We start from the raw sequence: 15,238 nt of genomic DNA, 5'->3' as shown, positions 1-15,238 counted from the left end.
AAAAGGCACCCCTGAGATTCCGGCAGAATGCCACAGGGACGCAGCTGCCCGGTGCAGGATCTTGCATAGACGATCGGTCAGTGAGGTCATCTCGAAGATGCTGCGGCAGATCCGTGTGTGACGCCGTGTTTCACCAGGGGATGTGCCGGGCCTCTGAAAAGGTGAGCATAGGTCCATGCCCAGACAGATCCGCTTCAATGCCTTCGACATGAACTGCGTCGCCCACCAGTCCTCCGGCCTGTGGCGCCACCCCGACGACCGGTCGCAGAGCTACACCGACCTTGCCTACTGGACCGAGCTGGCCAAGCTGCTCGAGAAGGGCCGCTTCGACGGCATCTTCCTCGCCGACGTTCTCGGCACCTACGACGTCTACGGCGGCACCAACGAGGCGGCCATCCGCAACGGCGCGCAGATCCCCGTCGCCGACCCGCTGCTGGTCATTCCCGCAATGGCATATGTCACCGAGCACCTCGGTTTCGGCGTCACGGCCGGCACCGCGTACGAGCACCCGTACCCGTTCGCGCGCCGCATGTCCACGCTCGACCACCTCACCAAGGGCCGCGTCGGCTGGAACGTCGTCACCGGCTACCTGCCCTCCGCCGCCCGCAACATGGGCCAGGACGACCAGCTCGAACACGACGACCGCTACGACTACGCCGACGAGTACCTCGAGGTGCTCTACAAGCTCTGGGAAGGTTCCTGGGAGGATGACGCCGTCGTGCGCGACACCGAGACCGGCGTCTTCACCGACCCGAGCAAGGTGCACTCGATCGGCCACTCCGGCAAGCACTTCCAGGTGCCCGGCATCCACCTCTCCGAGCCGAGCCCGCAGCGCTCGCCCGTGATCTACCAGGCCGGCGCGTCCAGCCGTGGTATCGCGTTCGCCGCGGGCAACGCCGAGGCGATCTTCGTGGCCGCATCGACCAAGCACGTGCTCAAGGACACCGTGACCAAGCTGCGCGACGCCCTCGAGGCCGCCGGCCGGGACCGCTACAGCGCCAAGATCTACACGCTGCTCACGATCATCACCGACGAGACCAGCGAGAAGGCCCAGGCCAAATACCTCGACTACCTCAGCTATGCCAGCGAAGAGGGCGCCCTGGTCTTCATGTCCGGCTGGATGGGCGTGGACCTGTCGGCCTACGCGCTCGACGAGCCGATCGGCAACGTCAAGAGCAACGCCATCCAGTCCACCGTGGCCAACTTCCAGGCCGCGAACCACGACGGCTCGGAATGGACCGTCGGCGACATCGCCCGCGCCGGCGCCATCGGCGGCCTCGGCCCGTTCATCGTGGGCTCCGGCGTGGAGATCGCCGACCAGCTCGAGGAATGGGCCGCAGAGACGGACGTGGACGGGTTCAACCTCGCCTACGCCATCACGCCCGGCACCTTCGAAGACGTGGTCACCTGGGTGGTGCCCGAGCTGCAGAAGCGCGGCGTGTACCCCACCGAGTACGCCAAGGGCACCCTGCGGCAGAAGCTGCACGGCCGCGGCGACCGCCTGCCCGACGAGCACCGCGGCGCGAACTACCGCGTCGGCGTGCCCGCCGTCTGACCGACCCGCACACAGGAGCCCCCGCATGATCAGCCTCGAACAGCTGACCAAGGTCTACGGCCATGGCGACGCGCAAACCGTGGTGCTCGACCGCCTCGACTTCAGCGTCGACGCCGGCGAGATCTTCGCCGTCGTCGGCCCGAGCGGGGCCGGCAAGAGCACCCTGGCGCAGTGCGTCAACCTGCTCGAGCGGCCCACCAGCGGGTCGGTGCTGGTGAACGGCGAGAACCTCTCCCAGCTCAGCGAGAAGGCGCTGCGGGTGGCGCGCCGGCGCATCGGCACGATCTTCCAGTCGGACGGCCTCTACTCCCGGCGCACCGCCGCTGCGAATGTGGCGCTGCCGTTGGAGTACCTCGGTGTGACGGCCGCGGAGACCCGCGCCCGCACCGCGGAGCTGCTCGACCGGGTCGGGCTCTCCAACAAGGCCGGGCACTATCCGCACCAGCTCTCCGGCGGCCAGCGGCAGCGGGTGGGCATCGCCCGTGCGTTGGCCCTGCGCCCCAGCGTGCTGCTCAGCGACGAGGCCACGTCGGGCCTCGACCCCGATTCCACCCGCTCGATCGTGGCCCTGCTCAAAGAACTGCGCGACGACCTGGGCCTGTCGATCCTTTTCATCACCCACGAGATGGACACCGTGCTGCAGGTCGCCGACTCCGTCGCACGCCTCGACCACGGCCGCATCGTCGAGAGCGGTCGCATCGTGGAACTGCTGCGCGACCCCGCCTCAGGGCTCGGCCGGGCCCTGCGCCCGGCGCGCTCCCACGAGAGTGCGGCCGCCGACGCCACCGAGTGGTTCGTGAGCTACACCTCCGCCGCTGTGCCCACCGACTGGCTCAGCCGCCTCGCCGACCAGCTCGGCACCACGGTGTCGCTGCTCGGCGCGTCGATCGAAACCGTCGACGGCGCCACCGTGGGGCACGCCAGCATCGGCGTCACCGGCGCCGACCGCGAACACCTCATCGCGGTGGCCCACAGCCTCGGGCTCGATGCCCGCCCTGAACCGGCCGGGGAGTCCGCGCCTGCCGAGATCCTGGAGCAGGTCGCATGAGCATCCGCAGCTTGAATGTGCCGATCGACCAGATCCCCGCCCTGGTCTTCCCCGCACTGCTCGACACCCTGATCATGGTCGGCATCGTCATGCTCATCGTGGTGCTGGTGGGCATCCCGCTCGGAGCCCTGGTGCACAACCTCGCCCCCGGCGGACTGTTCGAGAACCCGCCCCTGCACACCACGCTCAGCTGGATCGTGAGCATCGGCCGGTCGCTGCCGTTCCTGATCCTGATGGCGTCGATCGTGCCGTTCACCCGGTTCATCACCGGAACCAACATCGGTATCGCCGCCGCCGTGGTGCCCATGGCCATCGCCGGCATCGCGTTCTTCACCCGCATCGTGGAGAACTCCCTGCGCGGGGTGCCGCCCACCCTGGTGCGGGTCGCCAAGGCCTCAGGGGCCTCGCCGCTGCAGATCATCCGCACCGCCCAGCTCAGCGAAGCGCTGCCGTCGATCATCGGCGGCCTCACCATCAACACCATCGCCATGATCGAGTACTCCGCCATCGCCGGCACCATCGGCGCCGGCGGCATCGGCTACGTCGCGGTCACCTACGGCTACCAGCGCTTCGACAACACCGTGATGCTCGCCACCATCGTGATCCTCGTGGCCACGGTGGCGTCGGTGCAGCTGATCGGCGACCGACTGGTGCGACTCACCACCCCGCACGCCCGAACGCAGGCCCGCGCGCCGCGCGTCCGCCGCCGCGAAACGAGCCTGGTGTGATGCCCGCCGCCGCGCCACGCCGAATGCCCGAGGCGACCTGTCCGGCCTGACGCCGGACTCGCCCGCTCGTCTGCCCCCGCTCTTTCCCGCTCTGTCGCATGAGCTCGTCAGCCATGCCCCCACCCCTCCCTCCTGCACAGCACGCAGACCTCACCCCGAAGGATCCCCATGTCTACGCCCAGCACTCCCAGCACCCCCAGCAACTCCACCCCCGCCGCCGAACCGCACGGCTTCGCCCTCAAGAAGCGCCGCCGTTGGCCCTGGATCGCCGGTATCGCCGTGGTGGCCGTCGGCGCCGCCGCTGCGATCACGATCCCGCTGCTCAACCCGCCCACCTCCGCCAACGCCACCGAGGGCGCCACCCTCGTTGTCGCCACCGCGGAGGGCAACGCCGCCGAGCAGGCCCTGGTCAACTTCGTCGCCGAGGAAGTGGCGCCCAAGTACGGTATCTCCGTCGAATTCAAGGGACTGGCCGACAGCAACACCATCAACCGCGCGGTCAGCGAGGGTGAGATCGCCGGCACGGTGTACCAGCACAAGCTCTGGCTGAGCCAGGTGCTCGAGGCCAACCCCGACTTCAAGGAGACCGCGGCTGTGCCCGTCTTCCGCTGGGGCTTCGGCCTGTGGAGCGACAAGTACACCAGCGTCGACCAGATACCGGACGGCGGCACCGTGTCGCTGTACTCCGACCCCGCCAACGAGGCGCAGGGCCTCTGGTTGCTCAAGGAGGCCGGCCTGATCACTCTCAAGGACGGCACCACTCCCGGCACGGCCACCCAGGACGACATCGCCACCAACCCGAAGAACCTGAAGTTCACGCTGCTCGACTTCGCTGCCCAGTCCCGCGCGCTGCCCGACCTCGACCTCGCCGCCGGCTACACCGAGTACTACCTGGCCGCGAACATCCCGATCGAGCAGCAGATCTTCGCCCCGGCCGCGCCCGACGACTTCGCCGGCCAGCTCACCATCGGCAGTGACTTCGCCGACACCGAGAACATCAAGAACCTCGTCGCCGCGTTCGCCGACCCGGCCGTGCAGGAATTCCTGGCGACCGACCCCACAGTGAAGGGCATCCTGCTCCCCATCGACGCGAAATAGTTCGCGGAGTCTCAGCGCCCGGTGAGCCAGCGGGTGGCGCGCGCGAGCAGCTCGCGCAGCTCGGCGGACTCGTAGGCGCGGGCGTCGTGGCCCAGGGCGGAGTAGACCACGCGGGAGGACCCGGCGGTGCGCGCCCAGAGCAGCGGGTGCTCCACCTCGTCCAGGGTGTGTGCGGCCAGGGGAACCACATCCGCCGCCACCCGCAGGTGGCTGTAGCGCTCGTCGACCGTGTCGAAGTCCCCGAGCCCGGCGACAACGGGGTGCCGGTCGGCGTGCAGCGTGATGCGGGCCGGCCCGATCGGCGGATGCATCGACCGCTCGGGCGACCACCGGCCGCCGAGCACAGACTCCCACTCCGGGTAGTCCGTGAGGCTGGCCGCCGCGGTGTGCGTGCCCAGCACCGCGATGCCGCGCTCCAGCGCCGCCGCGAAGCCGGCCCTGGCCGCGCTCAGGTCGGGAACCGGCAGGTCGTTCCGGGACGGGTCGCCCGCGTTGACGACGAGCAGGTCGACGCCGTCAAGCAGGGTCATCGCCGCATCGACATCCGTCGCGATCGTCACGCTGACCCCGCAGCCCGTGAGGATCTCGGCCAGGCAGGCGCTCGTCTGGGCGAACGGATGCCACGGGTCGGCGTACCGCCCCGCGCCCGACAGGATGAGAGCGCGGGTCACAGCGCCGGCTCCGGCCGGTGCACCCCGCGCGGGCGGTAGCCCAGCGACTCGGCCACACCCACCAGGTCGGCCAGATACCAGACGATCGCCAGCCACATCTCGGTGCCCTGCAGGCCCGGCGCGGTTTCGGCCAGCCCGGCGGTCTCCCGGCCCGGCGCGCGGAAGGCGAAGCCGGCCCGGTCCGTCCAATGGCCCAGGGCATCCTCGAGCAAACGGAGTGCCAGTGCGCGCACCTCGTCGGCGCGGTACCCGGTGGCCCGGGTCAGCCAGAGCGGATGCACGATGTCGAGCACGTTGCAGGCGTTCTGCCGCCCGGATGTGAAGAACTGGTCGTCGCCGGCATGCTGCAGCACGGTGTCGATGACCCGCTCAGGGTAGGGCAGCGGCAGCCCGAACTGCGCGAAGGTGCCCCGGGCGGTGCGGTAGAACCCGTTGACGAGCTGGAGCAGGCCGTCCTCCGGGTTGGGGCTGCCCCACATGCCCGTGCGGGGATCGGCGTGCCGGAGCAACCAGCCGAACAGGGTGTCGGCGGCGCCGGCCGGTACCGGGTCGCCGCGTAACTGACTGACATACATCGCGGTGCCGATCGCATCCACCTGGTGCCCGGCCGACCAGGCTTCGGTGTGCCACGGCAGGGCATCGAGGATCGCGGCGGTCTCGGCGGCGGAGACCTCCGTGACCAGGGCGAGCTCTCGGTCGAACCCGCTGCCGAGCAATCGCAGCGCGTAGCCGACGCAGAGCACGTGGTAGGCCGGGTCGGGATCCGCGAGCGGACCGACGACGGCTCCGGTGGCGGTGTCCTGCCAGCCGCGCAGGCGATCCACCTGCAGCCCGGTGGGCAGCTGCGGGGGAGCGCTGCCGAGCAGGAGGTCGGCGATCTCCACGGCGTCACACTGGGCGCGCACCGTCGGGGCGACACCGGGGCGGTCGGCGAACAGGCCGGATGCGGCATCGAAGGAACGATCGAGCAGGTCGAGCGCCTGCGCCCTGGCGGTGTCGCCGAAGGCCGCGACCCGCGGGCCGAGCGCCGCGGGAGCGGGCCCGGTCGGCGCCGCCTGAGTGAGGCGGGACCGGATCAGCCTGGCCGGATTGCCGCCGACGATCGCCCCGGCCGGAACGTTCTTGGTCACTACGGCGCCGGCCGCGAGCACTGCATGGTCGCCCACGGTGATGCCGTCGAGGACCACGACGTGCGATCCGATCCACACGTCGTTCCCGATCCGGATGCCCAGGCTTTCCAGCGGTTGCCGGAAGAACTCGATGTCCGTGGTCGTCATCGTGTGATTGAAACCGATGATCGACGTGTGCGCGCCGATCCGCACCGCGTCGCCGATCTGCACGTCGCCGCGGATGACGGTGTAGGCGTTCACGCTGCAGTCCCGCCCGGTGCGGAACGCGCCGGTGAGGTACGCCCCCGCCGCGATGTAGCTGCGGTCACCGAGCCGGAGCTCGTCGTTGTCGACCGAGGCGAGCTCGGAGACGAAGCACTCCGCACCGAACGACCAGCCGGGCCGGGCGGCAGCGGCGTCGCGTTGGGCGTCGAGCTGGTGCCGGCGGGCCGCGTCGTCGGCCGTGGACCAGAAGTTCCAGGGCGAGTAGTCGAGCGGATCGATCACGACGACGCTCGCGGCGGTGCCGTGGAACCGCGCACGTTGAGCCGGGGGTTGAGGGTGACGCGATGCACCGGCCGCGACGGTTCGTTGATGCGCCGCAGCAGCAGGTCGACCGCGGTCTCGCCGACCGCCCCGCGCGGCGGGCTGACGGCGGTGAGCGCGGGCGTGAACAGCTGAGCGACCTCGTCGTCGTAGGCGATGATCGACAGGTCGTCGGGAATCGAGATTCCCCGGGTGAGTGCCAGGTCGACGAAGGCCATGGCCTCGGGGTCGGAGTGCACGAGGAGCCCGGTGATGCCCGTGCGGAGGGCCATGTCCAGTGTGGCGTCCACGGCCGCCGAGAAGTCCGGGCTGCTGCGGTCGGGCAGCATCTGCTCGAAGTGGTCGGTGGGGGTGAGTCCGAGTTCGATGCACGCGGCCTGCCAACCCGCCGCGATCTTGCGCGAGGTCGGCGAGAACCGCGACAGCATCAGGCCCACCTTGCGGTGGCCGAGGCCGGCCAGGTGCCTGGCGGCGAGCATGGCGCCGAGCGCGTGGTCGGTCGTGACCGATTCGACCGGAGTGCCCTCCGGCAGCACCAGGCCGTCCCGCTCCACGAGCACGCTGGGCTTGCCGCAGTCGGCCAGCCACTGGATCACGTCCTGGGCGTGGATCGTCTCGGTGTTCGGCGCGAGGATCACCCCGAGCACGTCGTCGCGCAGCACGAGACGTTGCAGCACCGGCCGTTCGTCCTGCAGCTCGTAGGACGCGCCGCGCAGGAGCACCCGCATGCCGTTCTTCTCCGCCTCGGTCTCCATGCCGCGGATGACCCCTGGCCAGTAGTAGTTCAGCGACGGCACCAGCACCGCGATCGATCCGGGGATCGCCGGCGCCACGTCATCCGGCCCTCCGTCGATGGGCGCGCGGGCTCGGCCCGCGGCATCCTTGCCCGCCGGCACTGCCCCGCCGTGCACACGCACGAGCAGGCCTTCGCGCTCCATCTGGGCGAGGTCGCGCCGGAGCGTCACCGGGGCGACTCCCAACTCGTCCATCAGCTCCGACACCCGAACGACGCCGTTGCGTGACAGCGCGTCAAGCACGTGAGTCCGGCGGCGGGCGGCCAACGGCGGGTGCTGAATCTGGTCGGTCATCGTTCGTCCCCTGTGGTCGGAAGATCGCGGGCTACCGTGACGGAGATGGTGTCACGGCCGGTGACGTCCAGGTCGAGCCGGGTGAGGCTCTTCCCCCAGACGTCGGAAAGCATGGGGTCGTCCAGTGGACGCATGGTCAGTATGGCTGGAATTTGCGCCGGCCATCGCAGCCGCACGGGCGGGCCGCCTTCGAGTGGGAAGATCAGGGCCGTGCCGTCGTCGAGCACGACATCGCCGGCCAGCAGGAGCCGCACCGAGGTCGGGGGTTCGGCGGTTCTCAGTGCCGAACCGTGCTCCCACGGCTCGAGGGTCCAGGAGTCGGCGATGGTGACGAGAGCCGCGCCCCGGTCGAGCTGCACGGTGCGCCGCCACGACACCAGGCCGGGTGCCGGATAGGCCGCGGTGAGGTCGACGGACAGGGCCGAGCGGTCGGCCGTCAGGTCGGCGACGACAGCGGCCGCCGCGTACTGGCGCCCCGCGGGCTGCGGCACGCCGCGTACTTCGGGAACGTTGTGCCAGGTGCTCTGCATCGCCCAGGTCGAGTACCGATCGGGTCCGAACGTTGCCAGCGTGTAGGTGGGCCGGCCGGCGTCCACGATCACGGGCACGCCGTCGGCTGCCACCAGGAAGGAACCGACGTCGTTGTGATTGTGGTGCTCGTCATTGCTGCCGCCCTTCGCGGCAACGGTGAGGCCGGCCGAGGAACCGCCGTGCTCCCTGGCGACCAATACCTCCACCGATGCCAACCACACGGCGGCCGGCAGCGGGGGAGTTACGGGCAGGTCAGCCTCGCCCGCGGCGATCCAGGCCGGGTCGGTCAGGCCCCGCAGCAGCCTCCCGAGGCCCTCGGCCTCGCTCGCTACCGGCCGGCCGGCCACGCGGTGCGACGCCGCGTGCGCCAGGGCGGCCGGGTCGCCGACCCGCTGGGCCGCACGGAACAGGGAATGCCACGGCTGGTCGGCCGACGGCCTGGCCTGGCCGTCGGCGTGGTTGACGTACCAGGCGCCGCCGAGGTGCATACGGTGCGGGAAGGCCACGGTTTCGCGCAGCGCCGGGATCAGGGCGGCGGCATCCAACCGACCACCGGTGGCATAGGTGAGGACGTCCAGGGCCTCGAGCGCCCGGCAGGCGCCGTTCCACCAATAGGAGTAGCCCTCGTCGATGGCGCCATCGGCCGGGAGCGCGGCGACATACCTGTCGATGCCCTCGATGACGAGCTCGACGACCTTGGCGCGTTCGGCTCGCTCGGTGGGGGCATCCAGAAATCGAAGCGCCGCGACGAGCACATTGCCCTGGATCCACGGGCTCCAGTTGTGCACGTCACCGTCAAGGCCGAGCCAGTGCCAGTCCCGGCGGTTGACGAAGGGCGCCAGCACCCGGGTGCTGGCCTCGTGGCGCATCCGGGCCCGCAGCCCCGGGTAACGGGCATCGAGCTGGTCGGCGAGCAGCTGGTCGATCCAGGCGAGCTGGCCCACCACTTCGCCGGCGCCGAGGTCGAGATAGGGGTCGGTGACCGTGGCGAGGATGGCGCCGTGCGCGCGCTTGGAGTCGTCGTGGGCGGGCCAGCACCAGGAGCTCTGCTCACAGAGCAGCACGATCCCGTCGGCGACCTCGTCGATCCAGCGCTCGTCAAGAGTGACGGCGGCGGCGACCGCGGCCCGGCTCAGGCGGTGTTGACGGGCAAAGGCCGCAGCTTCCCAGACGTCGCGGTTGCCGTCACGGTGCACCCGGGCGGCCGAACTTGCCAGTGGGGTGGGCCAGTCCATGGCGAGATCCCGGTCGGCCCTGGTCAGGATGTCGGCGAGGGTGACCGCATCGACGCCGTCGGCCATCGCCGACCAGGCCTCGCGTACCGTCGCCGGCGGCACGGGAAGGCACGACGCGGCCGGGAGCAGCACGGTCGGCAGCACGAGGCCGAGGCGGCCGACAGGCGCCGTGGTCTGCTCCTCGAACAGCGCGGTGAGCGGCCCGCGGAACGGTTGCGTTTCCTTGCTTGTGATCACAAACCGATCATAACCGATCATACCCAATCAAAAACAGCTTGTAATGAACGAAAAAGGTTGATATGTTCGCACAACGGTCACGTTGAAGCGTAGGACCGCACCATTCAAAGGAGAACCCGGTGATCACCGAACCCGACTGGACCCGTGACCAGTGGGTCGCCTATGCCGACAGGGTTCTCGCCGGAGCGATGGCCTGGGCTTCGCCCGGCCACGCACGCATCACCCCGCCAGGGGCCGAGGGCGGCTACGGCCACGCGGTCGACGGACTCGAGGGCTTTGCCCGCACCTTCCTGCTGGCCGGATTCCGGATCGCCGGCGAACGCGGAGCGGGCCTTGACGCCCTCATCGAGTTCTACCTGCAGGGCATCACCGCCGGGGTGGACCCCGACGCACCCGACCGCTGGGTGCGGCTGGACGAACATCCCCAGGCCAAGGTGGAGGCGGCCTCGATCGCCCTGATCCTCGACCTGACCAGACCGTGGATCTGGGATCGCCTCGACGCCGTCACCCAGCAGCGGGTCATCGACTACTTCTCGCCCGTGGTGGGCGACACGACCTACCCGCAGACCAACTGGGTGTGGTTCCGCCTTGTCGTGCAGACCTTCCTCCGCTCGGTCGGCGGGCCCTGGTCGGCCGACGACATCGCCGACGACCTCGCGCGGCACGACTCGTTCGCGCGGGCCGACGGCTGGATGTCCGACGGCGACGAGAGGTCCTTCGACCACTACGTCGGTTGGGCGCTACACCTCTACCCGGTGCTGTGGTCCCGGATGCAGGGCGCGGCAGAACTCGCCGACGGCCGCACCGCCGCCGACATCGTCGCCCTGGACCGCTACCTGCTCGACGCCGTCGCGCTGATCGGTGCCGACGGCTCGCCGCTGCTGCAGGGCCGCAGCCTCATCTACCGCTTTGCCGCGGCCGCACCGTTCTGGGTTGGCGTGCTCGCCGAGGTGCCCTCCCTCTCCGCCGGCCTGTTGCGCCACGCGGCCAACCGGATCGTCGCCCACTTCGACGACCACGAGGTGCCCAACGCCGCCGGCCTGCTCACGCTCGGCTGGCACGAAGAATGGCGGGCCCTCGCGCAGTCCTACTCGGGTCCCGGCTCGCCCTACTGGGCGGTCAAGGGCCTGATCGGCGTGCTGCTCCCGGCGGATCATCCGGTCTGGGCGGCCCCTGCCGAGCCCCTCCCCGTGGAAACCGGCGACACCCTGCGCACAGTGCGTGCCGCCGGCTGGATCATCTCCGGCACCCGGGCCGACGGTATCGTGCGTGTCATCAACCACGGCACCGACCACGCGACGGAGTACAGCCTGGTCGGCGACTCGCCGCTCTACGCCCGGATCGGCTATTCGACCGCCACCAGCCCCCTGCTCGACGCCGAGGCCTGGGAGTACCCGCTGGACCAGTCCGTTGCCCTCGTCGACGCGGCCGGCCGGGCCAGCCATCGTGCCGCCCTTGAACTCATCGAGGTACGAATCCAGGATGATGCCGCAGGCACCCTGGGTATCAGCGCCTCCACCTCGGCCGCTCACTGGCTCACCGCGGACACCACCGGCCGCCGGCACGGCTCCGGCCTCGACGGCGTGGTCACCGTGGCAGGCCGCCTCACCGTGCACTCGCTGGTGCGCGGTGCGTGGGAGGTGCGCCTCGCCCGGGTGGAGTCGCTCGGGGCCGACATCGCCGCCGACACCCTGCGCCTGCGGATCGGTGGCTGGCCGGTCACCGGCCCGGCACCAGTGGCGACGGCGTTCGGCCAGGAGGCGCGCGCCGCCGTCGGAACCCTGAGCAGCACCATCCGTACCGCGATCGGCGCGGGCGTCCCCAGCGTGTCGATCCGCCCCGACGCCACCCCTCTGGCCGGCGTGACGGCCGTGCCCGCGATCGACTACCCCGTCACGATCGGCCAGTGGACCGGAGCCGTCCTCGAACTCACCGGGGTGCGGCAGGGCCTTCAGCCCGACATCTCGGTGCAGCTCGTCGCCGATGGGCAGTCCTGGACGACCGACATCACTTGGCCGGACGGCGCCCACACGTCGAGCCGCCTCACCGACCACCGCACTGCCGCCTGGGCAGAACGGTAGAACGACAGAACCCGTGTTGCGGGATCTGAGAGCAATCACCCAGCAAAGACAAAGAAATGACAAAGGAGCAGCAATGAAGCGCAAGTTTGTAGCCGCAGCGGGCGTGGCGATGGTAGCCACGCTGGCACTCGCGGCCTGCAGCGCCAGTCCGGCGGCCGACACCGCCGAAGCGAGCGGGCCGGTGACGCTGAGCGTCTCGGGTTGGAGCGTCGCAACCACGCCGGAGTTCCAGCTTCTGGCGGACGGGTTCGAGAAGAAGTTCCCCGACGTGACGGTCGAACTCAAGGAGTACGACCCGGTCAACTACAACACCCTGCTCACCGCGGACCTCGCGGCCGGGTCCGGCCCCGACATCATCACCCAGAAAGAGGTGAAGTTCGTCTCCACCTACCAGGAGGGCGGCCAGCTCCTCGACGTCTCCGACGTGGAAGTGCCAGACGGGATCGGCGGCACGCAGGCCTACGAGATCGATGGCGCCAGCTATGCGGTGCCGTACCGCCAGGACTCCTGGGTTGTCTACTACAACAAGGCGCTCTTCGACGAGGCCGGCGTCGCCTACCCCGACGGAACCTGGACCTGGGACGACTACGCCGACCTGGAGTCTGAGCTGTCCACCGCGCTGTCGGCCAAGCCGGCCTTCGGCGGTTACCAGCACAGCTGGCAGTCCACGGTGCAGGGATTCGCCAACGCTCAGACGCCCAAGGCAGACATTCTCAGCGGCGACTTCGGTCACCTCGAGGACTACTACACCCGGGTGCTCGGCATGCAATCTGACGGCGGACAGGTGGACTTCAACACCCGCAACGCCAACCAGCTCACCTACCAGGGTGAGTTCGGCAAGCAGAAGGCCGCGATGCTGCCGATGGGTTCCTGGTACGTCGCCACCCTCATCGCCCAGCAGGCGTCCGGCGAGGCCGACACCTTCGACTGGGGTGTGGCTCCCGCGCCGCAGTACGACAAGAAGACCACCGGAACCGACAACGTCCCGGTGACCTTCGGCGACCCGACCGGCCTCGGCATCAACGCCGCCATCGCCGACAACAAGGTGCAGGCGGCGAAGGACTTCCTCGCCTACGCGGCGAGTGAAGAGGCAGCGCAGGCCCTGGCCGCCATCGGCATCACCCCCGCCCTGCTGAACGACGGTGTCGTCGAGACCTACTTCTCCGTGGCAGGCAGCCCCACCGACGAACTGTCGAAGTTCGCCATCTCCACCCACGAGACCCTGCCGGAGAACCCGACGTCCACCAAGACGGCGGCCATCCAGGGCATCCTCGGTGACCTGCACACGGCCGTCATGTCCGGTTCAGAGCCGATCGACAGCGCCATCAAGGGCGCCGAAGACCGCGTGAAGAACGAAGTCGGGCTCGACTAACTCCCCTCCGGACGGCCGGCCTGGGCTTCACCCGGGCCGGCCGGCCACCCCAGCACCTCCCCCTCATCGAAGGAGATCCACCCATGGCGACCACAACCGCCACAGACGTCGCCGTTGGACCGTCGCCGTCGCTGCGTCGCCGGCGCTCCCGGCTCGCCCGGAGAAACGCCCTGATCGGGTGGAGCTTCATCCTGCCGAACTTCCTCGGCTTCGCCCTGCTGACCCTGGTGCCGATCCTGGTGCTGTTCTACATGTCCATGACGAACTGGAACGTCTTCGGCACCGCCAACTGGGTGGGCCTGGCGAACTTCCAGCGCCTGGTCGGCGACGGCAGCTTCCGCATCGCCCTGTTCAACACCCTGTACTACTCGGTGCTGCACATCCCGCTTACCTTCGTCGTGGCCCTCGGCCTCGCGCTGCTGCTGAACAGCAAGCTGCGCGGCGTCGCGTTCTTCCGCACCGCCGCGTTCTTCCCGTACATCACGTCCATCGTGGCCATCGCCATCGTCTGGAACCTGCTCTTCAGCCCCGACTACGGCCCGATCAACGAGATCCTGCGCGCCTTCGGCTTCGCCAACCCGCCCGGCTGGCTCACCTCCTCCGACTGGGCGATGCCCGCCGTGGTCATCGTCAGCACCTGGCGCGACATGGGCTACTACATGATCCTGTTCCTCGCCGGGCTGCAGACCGTGCCGCGCGAACTGCACGAAGCCGCCCGCATGGACGGCGCCAACGCCATCCAGCGCTTCTTCAACGTGACCATGCCGTGCCTGCGGCCCACCACCTTCTTCGTCACGGTGATGCTCACCATCAACTCGTTCAAGATCTTCGACCTGATCCTGGTGATGACCGAGGGCGGACCCGGACAGTCGACCCTGGTGCTGTCCCAGTTCATCTACACCAAGGGGTTCGAGGAGAGCCAGTTCGGCTACGCCTCGGCCGCGTCCGTTGCCCTGTTCTTCCTCTGCATCACCGTGACCGTGGCGCAGTTTCTCGCCAATAAGAGAAGGAGTGCCTGATGACCGGTCTCATGGTTCCCATCGAGGATCGTCGCGGGCTACGCAAGCTCGCCGACTCCGAAGCCACGCCGCGCGGCCCACGCTCGGGGTCGCCGCTCAAGCGGGCGGGCCGGGTCACCGGCTACACGGTGCTCATCGTCGCCGCGCTGGCGCTGTTCGCACCGTTCATCTGGATGGTGCTGAGCTCGCTCAAAACCTCGAACGAGGTGTTCTCGGTGCCGGTGACCTGGTTCCCCGAGATCTTCGTCTGGAACAACTACGTCGAAATCTGGACGAAGTCGGACATGCTCACCTGGATCCGCAACACCATGTTCCTCGCGGTGGTTGTCACGTTCCTGCAGGTGCTCACCGGGTCGTTCGCCGCCTACGGCTTCGCCCGGATCCGGTTCCCCGGCCGCGACGCCCTGTTCCTGGTCTACATCGGCACCATCGCGGTGCCGTGGCAGTCCTACATGATTCCGCAGTTCATCCTGATGAGCGAGCTCAAGGTGTCGAACACCCTGTGGTCGATCGTTCTGCTGCAGGCGTTCGGCGCATTCGGGGTGTTCCTCATGAAGCAGTTCTACGAGACCATCCCCGAGGAGCTCTCCGAGGCCGCCCGCCTCGACGGGCTCAGCGAATACGGCATCTGGCGTCGCATCATGCTGCCCCTGTCGGTGCCGGCGCTGGCCAGCCTGGGCCTGCTCACCTTCGTGAACACCTGGAACGACTACCTCGGACCGCTCATCTACCTGCGCGACCCCAACCTGTGGACGGTGCAGCTCGGCCTCAAGAGCTTCGTCAGCAACCTCTTCGACACGAACTACGCCCTGCTGTTCGCCGGACTCACCATCTCGGTGATCCCGATCGCGATCATCTTCCTGCTCGGGCAGAAGTACTTCGTCGAAGGACTCGCCACGAGCGGGATGAAGGGATGATCC

11 protein-coding genes and 1 pseudogene are annotated in these 15,238 nt (G+C 69.2%); 8 read left to right on the top strand and 4 right to left on the bottom strand.

All coding sequences use genetic code 11. The features are described from left to right. The first annotated feature begins 175 nt into the window (after nucleotides 1–175). The 4 genes from E3T61_RS04255 (at nucleotide 176) to E3T61_RS04240 (ending at nucleotide 4,429) form a co-directional block, all read left to right on the top strand. Nucleotides 176–1,555 carry an LLM class flavin-dependent oxidoreductase gene (locus tag E3T61_RS04255; RefSeq protein WP_134639657.1) on the top strand — a complete coding sequence of 460 codons (1,380 nt, stop codon included), beginning with the start codon at nucleotides 176–178 and terminating at the stop codon, nucleotides 1,553–1,555. A 25-nt stretch (nucleotides 1,556–1,580) separates the two neighbouring features. Then, entirely contained in the window at nucleotides 1,581–2,603 is a 1,023-nt protein-coding gene (locus E3T61_RS04250; RefSeq protein ID WP_134639656.1) for a methionine ABC transporter ATP-binding protein, read from the top strand. Further along, nucleotides 2,600–3,331 (top strand): methionine ABC transporter permease, encoded by a 732-nt coding sequence (locus E3T61_RS04245; protein ID WP_134639655.1) that lies wholly within the window; start codon nucleotides 2,600–2,602, stop codon nucleotides 3,329–3,331. The genes E3T61_RS04250 and E3T61_RS04245 overlap by 4 nt, the downstream gene beginning before the upstream one ends. 168 nt (nucleotides 3,332–3,499) lie before the next feature. Then, the gene (locus E3T61_RS04240) at nucleotides 3,500–4,429 is read left to right on the top strand and encodes a MetQ/NlpA family ABC transporter substrate-binding protein (protein ID WP_134639654.1); all 930 of its coding nucleotides are present in this window, start codon (nucleotides 3,500–3,502) and stop codon (nucleotides 4,427–4,429) included. A gap of 11 nt (nucleotides 4,430–4,440) precedes the next feature. Here E3T61_RS04240 and E3T61_RS04235 read toward each other — a convergent pair whose 3' ends face one another. The 4 genes and pseudogenes from E3T61_RS04235 to E3T61_RS04220 form a co-directional block, all read right to left on the bottom strand. Next, nucleotides 4,441–5,100 (bottom strand): ThuA domain-containing protein, encoded by a 660-nt coding sequence (locus E3T61_RS04235; protein WP_134639653.1) that lies wholly within the window; start codon nucleotides 5,098–5,100, stop codon nucleotides 4,441–4,443. Nucleotides 5,101–6,164: 1,064 nt separating this feature from the next. Continuing rightward, nucleotides 6,165–6,320, bottom strand: a pseudogene (locus E3T61_RS22620) (DapH/DapD/GlmU-related protein); the annotation flags it as partial. 392 nt (nucleotides 6,321–6,712) lie between these two features. Beyond that, a complete protein-coding gene (locus E3T61_RS04225) occupies nucleotides 6,713–7,843 on the bottom strand; it encodes a substrate-binding domain-containing protein (RefSeq protein ID WP_134639651.1) in 1,131 nt (376 codons plus the stop codon). Then, a complete protein-coding gene (locus tag E3T61_RS04220; RefSeq protein WP_241992379.1) occupies nucleotides 7,840–9,846 on the bottom strand; it encodes a heparinase II/III domain-containing protein in 2,007 nt (668 codons plus the stop codon). The genes E3T61_RS04225 and E3T61_RS04220 overlap by 4 nt, the downstream gene beginning before the upstream one ends. Before the next feature lie 119 nt (nucleotides 9,847–9,965). On the opposite strand from E3T61_RS04220, the gene E3T61_RS04215 reads away from it, so the two are divergent. The 4 genes from E3T61_RS04215 (at nucleotide 9,966) to E3T61_RS04200 (ending at nucleotide 15,235) form a co-directional block, all read left to right on the top strand. After that, nucleotides 9,966–11,927 carry a DUF2264 domain-containing protein gene (locus E3T61_RS04215; RefSeq protein ID WP_241992378.1) on the top strand — a complete coding sequence of 654 codons (1,962 nt, stop codon included), beginning with the start codon at nucleotides 9,966–9,968 and terminating at the stop codon, nucleotides 11,925–11,927. A gap of 73 nt (nucleotides 11,928–12,000) precedes the next feature. Next, nucleotides 12,001–13,299: an ABC transporter substrate-binding protein gene (locus tag E3T61_RS04210; protein WP_134639650.1), complete on the top strand. Its 1,299-nt coding sequence runs from the start codon at nucleotides 12,001–12,003 to the stop codon at nucleotides 13,297–13,299. 83 nt (nucleotides 13,300–13,382) lie between these two features. Further along, a complete protein-coding gene (locus tag E3T61_RS04205) occupies nucleotides 13,383–14,318 on the top strand; it encodes a carbohydrate ABC transporter permease (RefSeq protein WP_134639649.1) in 936 nt (311 codons plus the stop codon). After that, nucleotides 14,318–15,235, top strand: a complete 918-nt coding sequence (locus E3T61_RS04200) for a carbohydrate ABC transporter permease (protein WP_241992377.1) — start codon at nucleotides 14,318–14,320, stop codon at nucleotides 15,233–15,235. Before E3T61_RS04205 ends, E3T61_RS04200 begins: the two co-directional genes overlap by 1 nt. The last annotated feature ends 3 nt before the right edge of the window (nucleotides 15,236–15,238 follow it).

This window comes from Cryobacterium lactosi, from assembly GCF_004403945.1.
Lineage (GTDB): Bacteria > Actinomycetota > Actinomycetes > Actinomycetales > Microbacteriaceae > Cryobacterium > Cryobacterium lactosi.
Note: the sequence above shows the minus strand (reverse complement) of the source record. Positions and strands in the feature narration are given on the sequence as shown.

Coding starts and splice junctions, on each gene's coding strand:
- E3T61_RS04200 (WP_241992377.1), top strand. CDS start 14,318: ATGACCGGTCTCATGGTTCCCATCGAGGATCGTCGCGGGCTACGCAAG.
- E3T61_RS04225 (WP_134639651.1), bottom strand. CDS start 7,843: ATGACCGACCAGATTCAGCACCCGCCGTTGGCCGCCCGCCGCCGGACT.
- E3T61_RS04205 (WP_134639649.1), top strand. CDS start 13,383: ATGGCGACCACAACCGCCACAGACGTCGCCGTTGGACCGTCGCCGTCG.
- E3T61_RS04210 (WP_134639650.1), top strand. CDS start 12,001: ATGAAGCGCAAGTTTGTAGCCGCAGCGGGCGTGGCGATGGTAGCCACG.
- E3T61_RS04240 (WP_134639654.1), top strand. CDS start 3,500: ATGTCTACGCCCAGCACTCCCAGCACCCCCAGCAACTCCACCCCCGCC.
- E3T61_RS04255 (WP_134639657.1), top strand. CDS start 176: ATGCCCAGACAGATCCGCTTCAATGCCTTCGACATGAACTGCGTCGCC.
- E3T61_RS04250 (WP_134639656.1), top strand. CDS start 1,581: ATGATCAGCCTCGAACAGCTGACCAAGGTCTACGGCCATGGCGACGCG.
- E3T61_RS04245 (WP_134639655.1), top strand. CDS start 2,600: ATGAGCATCCGCAGCTTGAATGTGCCGATCGACCAGATCCCCGCCCTG.